Origin of the sequence: Paenibacillus sp. S-38 (genome assembly GCF_049942825.1) — a bacterium.
In the GTDB taxonomy this organism is placed as follows: domain Bacteria; phylum Bacillota; class Bacilli; order Paenibacillales; family NBRC-103111; genus Paenibacillus_G.
The window spans coordinates 1048457-1062570 of the sequence record NZ_CP187970.1; the positions used below are offsets into that span (position 1 = coordinate 1048457).

Genomic DNA, 14114 nt, shown 5'->3' on the forward strand with positions numbered 1-14114 from the left:
CATGGTAAGAACGGCAGAGGGAACGCAGTGTGCAGGCGGGCCGAGAAGGGGCCGGGGAAGGTGTGCAGGGCGGGCAGGAGCGGGGAGAAAGCGTGGATCAGAGGAGACGGGCCTGTGGATAAGGCTGCAAGGGCTGATGGAATTTATACAGGCTGGGGGGCAATGAAATGGGGCACAGAGGGAGATGAAAAGGGGGTACAGACGCATGGCGCAGGGCAGGGCAGAGTTTGGAAAGAGGATGACAAACCAAAAAGCCGGCGAATGCCGGCTGTAGTCATTGGCGTCACCACCAGCGCTGCGGATAGCGTCTACCGGCCGTCCGGTGGAAGGCCCAGGCCGCTGCGGTGATCCATAATGCCCCGAGCACCGCGGGTGTCCAGAGGAAGCTCCACGAGGCTCCTCCGATCAGCACGAGAAGCGGATCCGCGCCGGCCGGCGGATGCAGGGTGCGCGTGAGGCCCATCAGGAAGATGGCCAGGGCAACGCCAAGCGCTGCGCTCCACGGGTGGAAGCCTGCCGTGTGCAGGAGCAGAAGGCCGATAGCCGTGGAGAGTGCGTGCCCGCCGACGATGCTGCGCGGCTGGGCCAGCGGGCTGTCCGGCAGTGCGAAGGCCAGGACGCAGGAGGCGCCGAAGGGCGCCATAAGCAGCGGAAGGCCGCTCCAGCCGCCGAGGAGCAGGGCGAAGAGCACGGCCAGGAAGGCTCCGCCCGCCTGCAGGGCAAGGGTGAGGTGCCGCGACCAGGCTGCTTGCGGCAGCGGTGCCGCAGCCGGATGCGGGCCAGGCTCCACGGAAGACAGGGCCGGGGACGGAGGGGCTTCTAGGCGTGCCGACTCGGCATGGGAATGAGGCGGGGCCGTGCGTACAGGATGGGAATGGGGGTTCATGGGTTGCATCTTCCTCTCCGGGATCTGCTGGGGCGGTCCGGTGACAGCCCTGATGAAGTTATGCTACCATGAAGTCATGCATTTGAATAATGAATGGATTCGATAGATGGTATTTCGAAATTCGATGCTTTTCTCAAAGACTCAGGTAAAGGGGGCGGGCCGTATGTGGGAACGGTTTGAGGGGAGGGCTTTCCGCACCTTCCTCGCGGTAGTCGAGGAAGGCAGCTTCAGCCGGGCGGCGGAGCGTCTCGGGTATGTTCAGTCCACCGTCACGACGCAGATCCGCCAGCTGGAGGAAGCGGCGGGACGGCGGTTGTTCGACCGGCTCCCCCGCGGCGTGGAGCCAACGGAAGCCGGCCGCAAGCTGGCACTTTACGCTCAGCGCTTTCTGGAGCTCGGGGAGGAGCTTGCCGGGGAGCTGCAGGAGGAGGGGGAACCGCGGGGCGCGGTGAAGCTGCAGGTGCTCGAGTCCTTTGCCGCGGGGTATCTGTGGGGCCCGCTCCGGAGGTTTATGGAACGCTACCCGGGGATCGATCTGCAGGTGGAGACCGGCTTCCAGCAGGAAACCGTGGAAGCGGTCCGTACGCGACGTGCGGAGCTCGGCTTGGTGCCCCGTGACCCGGACCGGGCGGACCTGCGCTTCGATGCGCTTCTCGAGGATGAGCTCGTCTGGGCAGCTGTCCCCGGTATGGCTGCCGAGCTTGAGCGCCGCGGATACGGAGGCCTGCCGGGCTGCCGGGTGGTCGGCTTCGGACCGGGCTGCCTCTACACGGCCGAAGCGGATGACCTGCTTGGACGGCATGGTGCAGCGGCCCGGACCCGCGCGGCATTCTCCTCGCCGGATATGCTCCGGCAGGCGCTGCTCAGCGGGTGGGGGGCGGCCTATGTCCCCCGCAGCGTAGTCAGGGGCGAATTGGAACGCGGGGAGCTGGCCGCCGTAAAGACATTGGACAGCCGGCCGCTGACGCACGGACTGATCTCCCTGCGGCACAGGGAACTCAGCCGGGCGGGGGAGAAGCTGCGCGGATTCCTGCTCGAGAGCTTCGGCAGACGGCAGACTTAGCGGCTAATGCCCCGGGGGGCACCGGAGGCCGGCTCAGCCCGACTCAGCCTAATGAAAGGGGGAACCCGGCCAGATGGCCATTGTTTCTGCTAAGCCCGAGTCCTGCGGATCAGCATACGGCAGGACGGATCCACCAAGATGAACGGCTGCAAGGCTCGGAAGGAGGTTATCCTTGGGTGCGGCATCAGGGTGGATATGTTAGAATAAGGTAGACATAGAGAGACAAGGCTTCGAATAACTGAGTGGAGAGGAAGATACTGGATACCATGAGTGAGATGCTGCATGACTTGATCCAATCGGCGCTGCATTTTATTGAGCAGCTCGGCGTCTGGGGAATTCTGCTCGGCCTCATGCTGGAGGTGATCCCGAGTGAGATCGTTCTCGCCTTCGGGGGCTATCTCGTGTACCGGGGCGAAGTGTCCCTGATCGGCGCCATTGTCTTCGGCACGATCGGTTGTTTGTTTCAGCAGGTGATCCTCTATTGGATCGGACGCTATGGAGGCAGGCCGGTAGTCGAGAAATTCGGCAAATACCTGCATCTGAAGCCGAAGCACCTCGATATCGCGGAGGGCTGGTTCAATAAGTACGGTCCCGGGATGGTGTTTCTGGCCCGGTTTGTGCCTGTGCTCCGCCAGGCGATCTCCATTCCGGCAGGAATGGCTCGCATGCCAATGTGGCAGTTCCTGTTCTACACAACGCTCGGCACGATTCCTTGGGCGATTCTCTTCGTGGTGCTCGGCCGTTCGCTCGGCGACAACTGGGAGCAGATTGAGGAGGTCGCCGGCCCGTTCACGAAGCCTCTGCTGATCGGAGTGGTCGTGATTGTGGTGCTGTATCTGCTTTGGAAGCTGATGAAGCGCAGAAGCACGCGCAAGAAGGATCTCCGGGTTTGACATGCCGGGCAGCAGGCCTTACGGATGCAGGAAGGAAAGGCGCTAACCCATACATACCGGAGGAAGCCGTCATGCCGGCGGGAATCCTCTGATGCCGGAAGATGCACCAACCGGGGAACCGTCATTTCCTGCAAGGCGCAAAGGAGCCGATTCCTGTTGGAGCCGGCTCCTTTTTTTGGTACAATCAATCATAGTAATCCGAGTTCCCTAAGGAGGATGACCCTATATGAGCACGAACCTGAGCAGCAAGCTGCGCAAAGGCCTGTCCCCGCAGCAGTTCATCGACGGAATGACCAAGAACCAAGAGAAGTTCAAGGAATGGTACGAGGCGTTCACATGGGAGAATGAGGAGGACAAGGAGTTCTTCGAGTCCCTGAACAACCGTGATGATCTGCGCTGCCTGATTCTCTGCGCCGACTGGTGCGGCGATGTGGTGCGCAACGTGCCGGCCGTCTTCCGTGCGCTGGAGATCTCCGGCGTTCCGACGGAAGTGCTGATCAAGGAAGAGCATCCGGATGTGATGGCCCAGTTCCTGACAGGGGGCGGCGAGGCGATTCCGATCGTGATTTTTACCGATTTCAGCGGCCATGTGCTTGGACATTGGGGCCCTCGTCCGGCTCACGTGCAGGCGGTCATGACGAAGTTCAAGGCGGAGAACCCGGACCGCGAGGCGGCGGATTACCAGGACAAGATCAAGGTGGCCCGCGAAGAGATGGGCCGTCAATATGGCGAAGGCACAGGCTACCAAACCGTCATCGTACGCGAGCTGCGTGAGCTGCTCTCCTCGTTCTAAGTCATGACACAGACGAAAGAACTGCAAGTCGAATCGTTCTCGCTCGGGCCCCTGCAGACGAACGCCTACCTGCTGACCGTGCCGGGCGAGAACAAAGGGATCGTCATCGATCCCGGCATGAATCCGCAGTCCCTGCTGAAGCGGGTGGCGAACCTCGAGATCGAAGCGATTCTGCTCACCCACGCCCACTTCGATCATATCGGCGGGGTGGACGAGCTGCGGAAGCTGAAGGGCTGCCCCGTCTATTTGCATGATGCGGAGGCGGAGTGGCTCACGAATCCGAAGCGCAACGGATCGCAGAACTGGCCCGAGCTTGGAGGCCCGATTACGACCGTGCCTGCCGAGTATGCGCTGGAGGAAGGCATGAAGCTGGAGCTGCTCGGCCTCTCCTTCCAGGTGCTGCACACACCGGGACACTCCCCGGGCAGCGTGTCTTTCCTGCATGGGAACCGGCTGTTCGGCGGAGACGTACTGTTCAAGCTCTCCGTCGGCCGGACCGATCTTGCGGGCGGAAGCGAGAATGAGCTGCTGCATTCGATTCACGGCAAGCTGTTCAAGCTGCCGGACGATACGATCGTCTATCCGGGACACGGACCGAAGACATCGATCGGCTACGAGAAAGAGCATAATCCTTACGTATAATCAGTTCCAAGCTGCCAAGAGCCGTTCCCGTTGGGGGACGGCTTTTCGGCATCCTCTGGAGGTACATCCTCCGCCACAGAAACAGGGGTCTGTAAGGCTGGGGCACGCCCGCCGGCTCTGCCGTCAGGGCGGATTCCGGACCAAACACAGGGGGAGAGTCAGCCGGAAGCGGGAGGCGTGTGTCTATTTTTGCCGGGGGCTGGGTGAATACCGTGCCCGGATGGGTGAACTCCCATAGACTGTTGATGTGCCCTGACGGGCAGCGTCCCGCTTAAGCGGAAGGCGGCACGGCGGAAGCGGGTCCACCCCGCAGTCGGGCCGCCCAATTCACGGAGGTGCTCTATCATGGAAAAATACCAACCGATGACTATGCCCGCCCCCATGCCCGCTCCCATGCCGGCCCCGATGCCGACCCAGCTGCCGGCTTCGATGCCGAACATGATGCCGAACATGATGCCAACGGCCACAGCACCCGTCTCGATGGCGAAGCCTATGAGCTATCCGACGGTCAATGTCAACGCGATGTTCGAGGAGATCAACATCTATGCCCCCAAGAAGCCCCACTACCCCGTGAAGGGCGCGTGGAGTTCCCTTGGCACGATTCTGGTACTCTACATCCTGCTCGTCATCATCCTGCGCAGCGGCGGCAAGTGCGGCAAATCCTGCTGATTCCCGAAGAGGTGCAGGGCGAGCATCCGGCACTCCGGCATGCCTGCTCCTGCATGAGGCTCCCTGCCGCTTGGACATCTGCGGTCTGCTGCCCTATGTGGCGGAAGCCGAAGATAAGACAGGGAGCCCTTTCGGAGGGTGAAGGTAATACAGTGTCTGCCGTATGCGCCGGCTGTCATGCCTTTACCCTCCGGGCGGTCCGCCTCCCAGACTCATCTACATAGGAAGTCCGAGATAACAGGGGCGGGGCATTCGCCCAAACCCACCGGGTGCCTCCCTGCATACGATGAAAGAGCAAAGCATAGGCGAAAGGGGAGGATGCCCGTGAGCAAATTACCGCTGTTCATGCGAAGTGTGAATGAGAGCCTGGATGAACTGATGGTGGCGATCGAGAAGGTGAACACGATCTGCCAATCGGCGGAGCACTTGTCACCGGCCGTGCGGCAGGTGGCGAAGCTGGTGGCGGAAGCGAAGGCCGCTGCGGTACAGCCGGTGGAGATCCACGAAGTGAAACGATCGCCGGGCAAACGCAAAAAACGGAGAGGCCGCAGCGGGTTATCCAAGGTGCTGCGCTGACGTCCGGCGGGAGGCTGCAGGGGCGGGGGAACTGCTGCGGGCAGGTGGTGTACGAGGCCGCCTGCCCAGAAGGTCCCTGCCTGAGCCGGAACAGCGGCTCGCAAGCCCTATTGGCAGTGCTTCCTGCAGGGGATATACTGGAAGCGGAAACGGAGCCTGCCTGCAGATGAGACAGGCGTCCCCTCCTACCCAAGCAAAGGAGCTGGATTCTCATGGCCTTTATCGATTGTCACTTTTTCTCGGATACGCTGGGCATCTCTTCTTCCATGTATGTGCTTCTCCCTCAGGCGGTCCAAGGCCAGATCGGCATGGATGCCGTCCGGAGGGACGGGCGTCATCCGGTGCTGTTTCTGCTGCACGGTCTGTCGGACGACCATACGATCTGGATGCGGCGAACCTCCATCGAGCGGTATGCGGCCTCGCTCGGCCTGGCGGTTGTCATGCCGAATGTGCACCGCAGCTTCTATACCGATATGGCCCAGGGCGGCCGCTATTTCACGTTCGTCAGCGAGGAGCTGCCGGCCTTGGCGCGCTCGTTCTTCCCGCTGGCGGAAGAGGCCGAGCGCACCTTCGTGGCCGGCTTGTCCATGGGCGGCTACGGCGCGATGAAGCTGGCGCTGACCCGTCCGGACCGCTTCGGGGCGGCGGCAAGCCTCTCGGGTGCGCTGGACGCCGAGGACTGCGCCCGGACGCTGCTCGTGCCGGAGGAGACGGCCCGCATCTTCGCTTCGGCGGATGCGATTCCCGGCAGCGGCAGCGACTTGTTCCACCTGGCCGGCCGTCTGGCGTCATCGGGCGGACGACGACCGAAGCTGTACCAATGCTGCGGCACCGAGGATTTTCTCTACGACAGCAACGTGCGCTTCCGCGATCACTGCAGAGCGCTGGGCCTCGAACTGACGTACGAGGAGGAGCCGGGAACGCATGAGTGGGGCTACTGGGACCGCAAGATTCAGTCGGTACTGAACTGGCTGCCTCTGTAATGGGGAGCCGGCCAGCGAACCATACCTTGTGAAGGGAAACGCCTTATCCAAGCCGCCGGCAGGTTTGCTGCACGGCGGCTTTTCGGAATGACCGAAGGCATCACCGCAGCTGCAAAATAGCAATGGGCTGACACGGAAGAACCCGGCTGTGCTATGCTGGGGATCAAGGGATCGTTAAAAAAGGAGCAGCAGATCACCAATAATGAAAGCGATTACAAAAAAACTGTGGAGGTGCAGCCAATGGACCGAGAACTGCTGACCGTGTTGATCGTGGACGATGAAGAACCGCTCCGTCAAGAACTGCGGTCCTTCCCCTGGGAGGCCTATGGAGCGGAATTGGCGGGGGAAGCCGAGAATGGGGAGGAAGCGCTGGAGCTGTGCAGCCGGATCCGCCCCGACGTGATCGTCACCGACATTACGATGCCGCTTATGGACGGGCTCGAGCTCGTCAGGCGGGTGCGGGAGCAGGGGATGCCTGCCCAGGTCATCCTGCTCACCTGCCATAGTGAGTTCGGCTACGCACGCGAGGCGCTGAAGCTGGGGGCCTTGGAGTACCTTGTCAAGGTATCGCTGGACGAGGAGGACCTGGGCCAGGCACTCGGCCGTGCCCGGGAGGAGATCCGCCGCGAGCAGGCCCGCCGCCGCAGCGAAAGCGGGCAGCGCCGGGCGGAGCTGTCGCGGCTGCTCGTCCGTGCGCTGGCCGCTCCGCAGACCGGTGATGCGGGGCCGGACGGTGTGCCTAGTCCGGTAGGCTACCCGCTCTGTGCCGCCCGCCTGCTGATCTTCGCGGTGAAGAACAGCAGGCTTCAGGTGCTGCACGAGCTTCAGGAGGAGCTCGCGCAGCTGACGCTGGGCCGGACCGCGGACAGCCGTTATGCCGCCGTGGACTGGGCCCCCCTGAGCGAGTCGGAGCTCCTGCTGTTCCTCGGCCCGGCTGCCGGGGGCGGCGATAGCAGCCGTGAAGAAGCTGCAGCGCTGCTGTGCGGGCTGCTCGACCGGCTGGAAGCCCGCGTAGAGCGCGAACTGCCGCAGACTGCAGGCCGTGTCCGCTTGTTCGCCCTGCTGAAGGGCCCGGCCGGCAAGCCCGGGGAGCTCTTGACTGCAGTCCGGGCGACGGAGCAGGCAGCCTTGTGCTCCTTCTACGAGGAGAACCGCCGTGTCATTCACGGAGCGATCGGGGATCTTTCTCTGCCCGCCCTGTCCTCTCCGGGTCCCGCCGCCCTTCATGCCATGGAGGACAAGTGGAGAGAGGCCGCACGGGACCCGGAACGGCTGGGAGCTTTTTTGCAGGAGGAATGGATCCCGTGGGCCCGAAGCAGCGCCATGGAACCTGCAGAGCTGAAGCGCCGGGTGTGCCGCCGCTGGGAAGACACGCTGCCGGCCTCCATGGACCCTGAGCAGAAGGCGGTGGTGCTGGAGCGTCTCCAAGCAGCGGAATCCCTGTCCGAGCTGGCCCGCCTGCTCCTCCGAAGCCGGGAGAAATCGGGGGACGGCCGGCCGAGGATCCGCCGGGAGGTACAGCAGGCCCAGGCGCTGATCCGGCAGAAGCTCGCCGATCCGATCACCCTGACCTCTATCGCACAGGAAGTCGGGCTGAGCCCCTCTTACCTCAGCAGGCTGTTCCGGGAAGAGGCGGGAGAGCCGTTCAATGAGTATGTGACCCGGGTGCGGATCGACCGGGCAGCGGAGCTGCTGCAGTCTGCGCCGCTGAAGGTCTACGAAGTCGCCGAGCAGGTAGGCATCCCGAGCTACCGCTATTTCTCCCAGCTGTTCCGCAGCCGCACCGGCGTGTCGCCCACCGAATACAAGAGGAACTGAGAGACCATGCGGCATAGACTCAGGGAATTCAGCCGGTGGAGCATGGCGCTCAAGCATTTCGTGTTTCTCTTCACGGGCACTTCCGTGCTCTTCGGCGTATTGGCCTGGACGAACCTGCGCGATGCCGAGAGTCTGTTCCGCAAGCAGGTGCTGGGCGACGCGCAGATCATCATCGACCGGACGAACCTGTATCTGGATGTCTACCTGGACAGCGTCCAGAACATCCTGCTGCTGCTCTCCACCCGGGAGGACCTCTTGGAGCCGGGAGCCGAGGAGAAAGCGGGGGAGGTGCTCCGGCGTTATGCAGAGAAGAACGGTTCGCTGTACCGCACGATGTACCTGATTCGTGCCGACGGGCAGGTGCTGACCAATGCGCAGCTGAACTACGAGATCATCGGCAACCCGCACCTCCAGCCGCTGGTCGAGAAGGCCCGTTCCTCCTACGGGATGTTCATCAGTGAGCCGTACGACTCGCCGCTGTCCGGGAGGACCGCCGCCTTCGTGCTGCCGCTGACGGGGACGGACGGCACCTTTCGCGGGGCGGCGGTTGTGGAAGCCGATTTGATGCGGCTGACTTCCTCTCTGGCCTCCGTGATGAATTCGCGGAACCAGACGTTCGCGATCATTACGGGCAAAGGGGCTCCGGTTCACGCCTTCGATGCGGGCCTGCCGCTCAGTGCCTACCGGCTGCTGCCCTATGATACGGGCATGTTTCCACCGCAGCTGCCCCCGGATTTTCTCGTCAAGGTTTCCGAGCTGCCCGTGGGCACCGCGGAGCTGGACGGACCGCAGGGGCGGCTGGTAGCAGTGAAGTCGGGGATGAACCGGCTGGGCTGGCATTTTATTGCTTTCTACGAAACGGACTATTTCTACCAGAACATTCTCTCGCTCTACGACAACTACAAGACGGCAGCCGCCGTATGGATCGTGCTTCTCTTCCTCAGCTCGCTCTTCCTGAGCCGTTATATCACCAATCCGCTGCGGACCCTGGTCGCCAAAATGGACCGGGTGCGCGATATGGAGGTGCTGCCGAGCATCGCTGCGACCCGTGAAGATGAGATCGGCCGCCTCGCCCGAAGCTACAACGCCATGATGGAGCGCATCCACGGTCTCGTGCAGGAGATCAAGGAAGCGGAGACCGCGAAGCGCCAGCTTACACTGAAGATGCTGCAGAGTCAGATCGCCCCGCATTTTCTCTACAATACCCTGGCCTGCATCTCGTCGCTGGCGAAGCAGCAGAAGATCGAAGAAGTGCGCGAGACCGTCAAGTCGCTGGTCGGCCTGCTCTCGTTCTCGTTCGACAAAAGCACGGAGTTCGTCACGCTTGAAGAAGAGCTCGAAGGGCTGCGCATGTACGCGTATATCCAGCAGGTGCGCTATGGGGACAAATTCACACTGGAGACCGAGGCGGCGCCGGACACGCTGATGTGCGGCATGCTGAAGCTGACCCTGCAGCCGCTCGTCGAGAACGCCATCTTCCACGGCCTGGCTCCGCTGAAGCGGACGGGGCGCATCCGGCTGCGGACGAAGCGGGTGCGGGGCCGGCTGGTCATCCTGCTGCGGGATGACGGCGTGGGCATGGACCCCGAGCAGCTGCAGAGTCTCTTCGCGGAAAGGCACAGGGCGCCGAGCCGGCACCGCTTCACCGGCATCGGCGTCATGAATGTGCATGAGCGGATCCGGCTGCATTACGGCACGGACTACGGTCTGCAGGTGTTCAGCCGTCCGGGTCAGGGCACCTTGATCCGCATGGAACTGCCCGCACAGCCGCCGCCGGCTCCTGTAAGGCAGGAACCTGCGGTTTCCTGACCCCGGGCCATCGCTGACGGGCCGGCCTGAGAGGAGCCTGAGGTTTCCTAACTCCAAGCTGCCGCGCCGAGCTCAGGAGAGAGGAACCTGCGGTTTCCTGACCGCTGGACCCCAGGCCGCACCGCAGGCTCTTACGCGTCAGGCACCGGCGGCCCCTAGGCGCCAGGAACCTGCCGTTTCCTGACCGCTGGACCCCAAGGCCGTAACGCAGGCTCTTACGCGTCAGGCACCGGCGGCTTCCTGGCCTCAGTCGCGCCGCCGGCCCCTACGCGTCAGGAGCCAAACGGTTCCCTGACTCCCAAGCCCCGCCGCAACCAGCCCCTACGCATCATGCTGAAGGCTCTTTGATGCAGGCCGCCGCATCCCGGTCTGCAACCTGGTCTCCCGTCCATCGCCATCACCTTCTCCCGCCGTTTCATTCCTCCATTGCAAGAATCCGTACATTTTTACGAAATCCCTGCATAGAAACGCATGAGAGCGCTTGCTATACTGAATCCAACAGAATGAAAGCGCAAACATCAAGTGAAAATTTCATGCGAGAGAGGTGATCTCCCCGATGGAAAGGCATCTGGCCGGGAGCTCTCTGCCCCTCGCCCGCACACGCGAATCGAAGACGCGGCTGCTGGGCAGGCGGGTCTGGAGCTACCGGGCGTTCTATCTCATGCTGCTGCCCGGCGTGCTGTACTATCTCATTTTCCGCTATCTCCCGATGTACGGGGTAGTCATCGCCTTCAAGGACTTCAGCATGCTGGACGGCATCTTGGGCAGCTCCTGGGCGGACCCCTGGCACAAGCATTTTACCGCGTTCTTCCAGTCCCCCTACTTCTCCCAGCTTATGGTCAACACGCTGCTGATCTCCGTCTACAAGCTCGTCTTCGGCACCGTTCCTCCGATCCTGATGGCGCTGCTGCTGAACGAATGCCGAGTGAAGTGGTTCAAGACGATCGTGCAGACGCTGACGTACATGCCGCATTTTCTCTCCTGGGTCATCATCTACGGCATTCTTATCGCCTTCTTCTCCCAGAGCTCGGGCCTCGTGAACCGGTGGATCGAGGAGCTGGGGGGCAGTTCGATCGGCTTTCTGACGTCGGTGGACTACTTCCGGGGCATGCTCGTCGGCTCGGAGATCTGGAAGGATCTGGGCTGGGGGGCGATCATCTACCTGGCGGCGATGACGGCGATTGATCCGACACTGTATGAAGCGGCGAAGGTGGACGGGGCGGGGCGGCTGCGCATGATCTGGCACATTACGCTGCCGGGCATCCGGAGCGTGATCATCCTGCTGCTCATCCTGAAGCTCGGCCATATCATGGATGCGGGCTTTGATCAGATCTACATCCTGTACAACATCCAGGTATACCAGGTGGCGGACATTCTCGATACGTGGGTGTTCCGGACTGGGCTGCAGCAGCTTAACTTCAGTCTAGGGGCGGCCGTCGGGCTGTTCAAGTCGCTGATCGGCCTGGTGCTCGTGCTCGGCTCGAATCATCTCTCGAAGAAGTGGGGGGAGGGCATATGGTAAAAAGCCTCGAAGACCGCCTGATGAACGCCGCCGTCCTGCTTATTCTGGGGCTTGCGGGGGCGGCGGCCGTGTTCCCGCTGATGTATGTCGTCTCCGTCTCGGTGACCCCGTTCTCCGAGGTGCTGAAGAACGGGGGCTTCATCCTCATCCCCCGGAGCTTGACGTTCAGCGCGTACACGCAGCTGTTCACCGAGTCGGCGATTCCCCGGGCTTTCGTGGTCACGGTATTCATCACTGTCGTGGGGACGCTGATCAATCTTGTGCTGACCGCCTTAATGGCTTACCCGCTCAGCCGCAAGGGACTGCCGGGCCGCAGCTTTTTCCTCCTCATGGTCGTCTTCACGATGCTGTTCAGCGGGGGGATCATTCCCACGTACCTGATCGTCAAGGCGCTGGGGCTGGTGGATTCCGTCTGGTCGATGATTCTCCCGAATGCGGTGTGGAGCTTCAATGTCCTGATTATGAAAAGCTTCTACGAAAGCCTGCCCGAAGAGCTGTTCGAGTCGGCACGGATGGACGGGGCGAGGGAGTTCCGCATCCTACTGCAGCTGGTGGTTCCGCTCTCCATTCCTTCGATGCTTACCGTCGGCCTGTTCTACATGGTGGGGCACTGGAATGAGTTTTTCCAGGCGGTCATGTACGTGACGGACCGCTCCCTGTTCCCGCTGCAGGTGATCATCCGGGAGATTCTCATGATGACCCAGCAGCCGCTCGAGAATGCAGAGAACCTGCTGCCGACCGAGACGATGCAGATGGCGTCGGTCGTGACGGCGAGCCTGCCGATCATTCTCGTGTATCCGTTTATCCAGAAGCATTTTACCAAGGGGATGCTCCTGGGCTCCGTGAAGGGTTGACGCTCCATGTGCAATAGATGGGTTCAATCTTAATCAAGTAAGATGGGGGACGATGGCTATGGAACAAAAAAGAAAGCTGGCGGCCATGCTGGCGGTTATGCTCACAGCGGGAGCGGTGCTTGCAGGATGCAGCAGCGAGGAAACGGCAAAGTCACCGGCCGGCGGGGCGTCCGGAGGGGACGGCAAGCCCGTCAAGCTCGATATCATCGAGACGGGCAGCGGCCTGCCGTCGCCGGACCAGGACATCATCAAGAGCGAGCTCGACAAGGCGCTGAAGACGGAGATCAACCTCACGGTGTACGCATCGATGGACGATTACAAGAACCAGCTCAACGTACGGATGGCTTCCTCGAACTATCCGGACCTCTTCCTGGTCGACAAGCAGCAGCTGAAGCAGTTCTCCGAGCAGGGTCTGCTGCTCGACCTGACGCCCTATAAGGAGAAGCTGAAGCCGACACTGGATTTCATCGGGGAGGAGTCGGTGAAGAAAGCGGTGCTGGGCGGCAAGCAGTTTGCGGTCGCCAAGTCGCCTCAGGTGCCTTATGACACGTATTGGGTCCGCAAGGACTGGCTCGACAAGCTGGGCTTGAAGGTGCCGACGACGCCGGAGGAGCTGCTTGAGGTATCCAAGGCGTTCAAGGAGAAGGACCCGGACGGCAACGGCAAGGCGGACACGTTCGGGCTGACCGGGAGCAAGCTGGGCGCCTTCAGCACGATCTTCGGTGCTTATGGTGTGGGCTTTGAGGGCACGGCCCCCAGCGTGTATGTCAAGGACGGGAAGATGGTGAACGCCCTCTACGACGGGAACATCAAGGCGGCGCTGGGCTTCATCCGGGAGTTCGTAGCCTCCGGCTCGGTCGATCCCGAGCTGCTGGCGAACTCGGGCCTGCAGCACCGGCAGAAGGCGATCAAGGGCGAAGCGGGCATCATCTACGTCGACTGGCCGAACATGACCAAGGAGCAGTTCGTGGAGCAGATGAAGGCCGTGTCCGCGAATGTGAACTGGGTGCAGGTCGGCGCGCTGAAGGGGCCGGGCGGAGCGTATGCCAGCGGCTGGGATACCGGCAAGACGGCGGGGCTGTACGCGATCCCGAAGGCGCTCGAGAAGAATCCGGAGAAGCTGCAGAAGGTGTTCGACCTCCTGAACTATGTCTCCACGAAGGAAGGCTCCCTTCTTGTACAGTACGGGGTGAAGGGCAAGCACTATAACCTGGAGGGAGAGAAGGTCGTCCCCACCGAGCTCATGGGCAAGGAAGGCGGCTACTTCTGGCTGTACCAGTTCACAGGCCGGCCGGAGCTTGAGTACCTCAAGGTCAAATTCGAGAAACAGGCTCCTTATGTGGAGTTCGCCTCGAAGCAGCCGCGGATTGAGGCATATAATGGTTTTATCAATTATCCTGCAGGCTACAATACGGCCGATGCCGACCGGTACATCGAGGAGGAGCTGGCGAAGTTCATCTACGGCAAGCGGCCGCTCGAGGAGTACGATGCGTTCCTGAAGACGCTGGAAGGGTCGATGAACTACAAGGCGTATCTGGCGGAAGCGGAGAAGCGGCTTAAGGAGCTCGGTTATCTGAAGTAAGAAGCCCATGAAGGAGGAAAGGCG

Annotated in this window: 13 protein-coding genes; 12 read left to right on the forward strand and 1 reads right to left on the reverse strand. The window is 61.9% G+C overall.

Translation table 11 applies throughout. The features are described 5' to 3' along the window. Nucleotides 1-283: 283 nt before the first annotated feature. Nucleotides 284-886: an HPP family protein gene (locus ACP26L_RS04875; RefSeq protein WP_426451445.1), complete on the reverse strand. Its 603-nt coding sequence runs from the start codon at nt 884-886 to the stop codon at nt 284-286. Between the two features lie 163 nt (nt 887-1049). Here ACP26L_RS04875 and ACP26L_RS04880 point away from each other — a divergent pair, with 163 nt between their 5' ends. The 12 genes from ACP26L_RS04880 to ACP26L_RS04935 all read left to right on the forward strand — a co-directional run bounded on the left by ACP26L_RS04880 (nt 1050) and on the right by ACP26L_RS04935 (nt 14090). Next, nucleotides 1050-1949 (forward strand): LysR family transcriptional regulator, encoded by a 900-nt coding sequence (locus ACP26L_RS04880; RefSeq protein ID WP_426451446.1) that lies wholly within the window; start codon nt 1050-1052, stop codon nt 1947-1949. A 266-nt stretch (nt 1950-2215) separates the two neighbouring features. Continuing rightward, nucleotides 2216-2842, forward strand: a complete 627-nt coding sequence (locus ACP26L_RS04885; RefSeq protein WP_426451447.1) for a DedA family protein — start codon at nt 2216-2218, stop codon at nt 2840-2842. 226 nt (nt 2843-3068) lie between these two features. Then, nucleotides 3069-3635: a thioredoxin family protein gene (locus tag ACP26L_RS04890; RefSeq protein ID WP_426451448.1), complete on the forward strand. Its 567-nt coding sequence runs from the start codon at nt 3069-3071 to the stop codon at nt 3633-3635. Between the two features lie 3 nt (nt 3636-3638). Then, nucleotides 3639-4277, forward strand: a complete 639-nt coding sequence (locus ACP26L_RS04895; protein ID WP_426451449.1) for an MBL fold metallo-hydrolase — start codon at nt 3639-3641, stop codon at nt 4275-4277. A gap of 345 nt (nt 4278-4622) precedes the next feature. Further along, the gene (locus tag ACP26L_RS04900) at nt 4623-4946 is read left to right on the forward strand and encodes a hypothetical protein (RefSeq protein WP_426451450.1); all 324 of its coding nucleotides are present in this window, start codon (nt 4623-4625) and stop codon (nt 4944-4946) included. A 318-nt stretch (nt 4947-5264) separates the two neighbouring features. Continuing rightward, entirely contained in the window at nt 5265-5522 is a 258-nt protein-coding gene (locus tag ACP26L_RS04905) for a hypothetical protein (protein ID WP_426451451.1), read from the forward strand. A gap of 212 nt (nt 5523-5734) precedes the next feature. After that, nucleotides 5735-6505 (forward strand): alpha/beta hydrolase, encoded by a 771-nt coding sequence (locus tag ACP26L_RS04910; protein ID WP_426451452.1) that lies wholly within the window; start codon nt 5735-5737, stop codon nt 6503-6505. A 240-nt stretch (nt 6506-6745) separates the two neighbouring features. After that, complete coding sequence (locus tag ACP26L_RS04915; RefSeq protein WP_426451453.1) at nt 6746-8323, forward strand: response regulator transcription factor; 1578 nt, start codon at nt 6746-6748, stop codon at nt 8321-8323. Between the two features lie 6 nt (nt 8324-8329). Continuing rightward, nucleotides 8330-10132 (forward strand): cache domain-containing sensor histidine kinase, encoded by a 1803-nt coding sequence (locus ACP26L_RS04920; RefSeq protein WP_426451454.1) that lies wholly within the window; start codon nt 8330-8332, stop codon nt 10130-10132. A gap of 556 nt (nt 10133-10688) precedes the next feature. After that, entirely contained in the window at nt 10689-11654 is a 966-nt protein-coding gene (locus tag ACP26L_RS04925; protein WP_426451455.1) for an ABC transporter permease, read from the forward strand. Further along, complete coding sequence (locus tag ACP26L_RS04930) at nt 11648-12508, forward strand: carbohydrate ABC transporter permease (protein WP_426451456.1); 861 nt, start codon at nt 11648-11650, stop codon at nt 12506-12508. Before ACP26L_RS04925 ends, ACP26L_RS04930 begins: the two co-directional genes overlap by 7 nt. A 58-nt stretch (nt 12509-12566) precedes the next feature. Continuing rightward, complete coding sequence (locus ACP26L_RS04935; RefSeq protein WP_426451457.1) at nt 12567-14090, forward strand: extracellular solute-binding protein; 1524 nt, start codon at nt 12567-12569, stop codon at nt 14088-14090. The last annotated feature ends 24 nt before the right edge of the window (nt 14091-14114 follow it).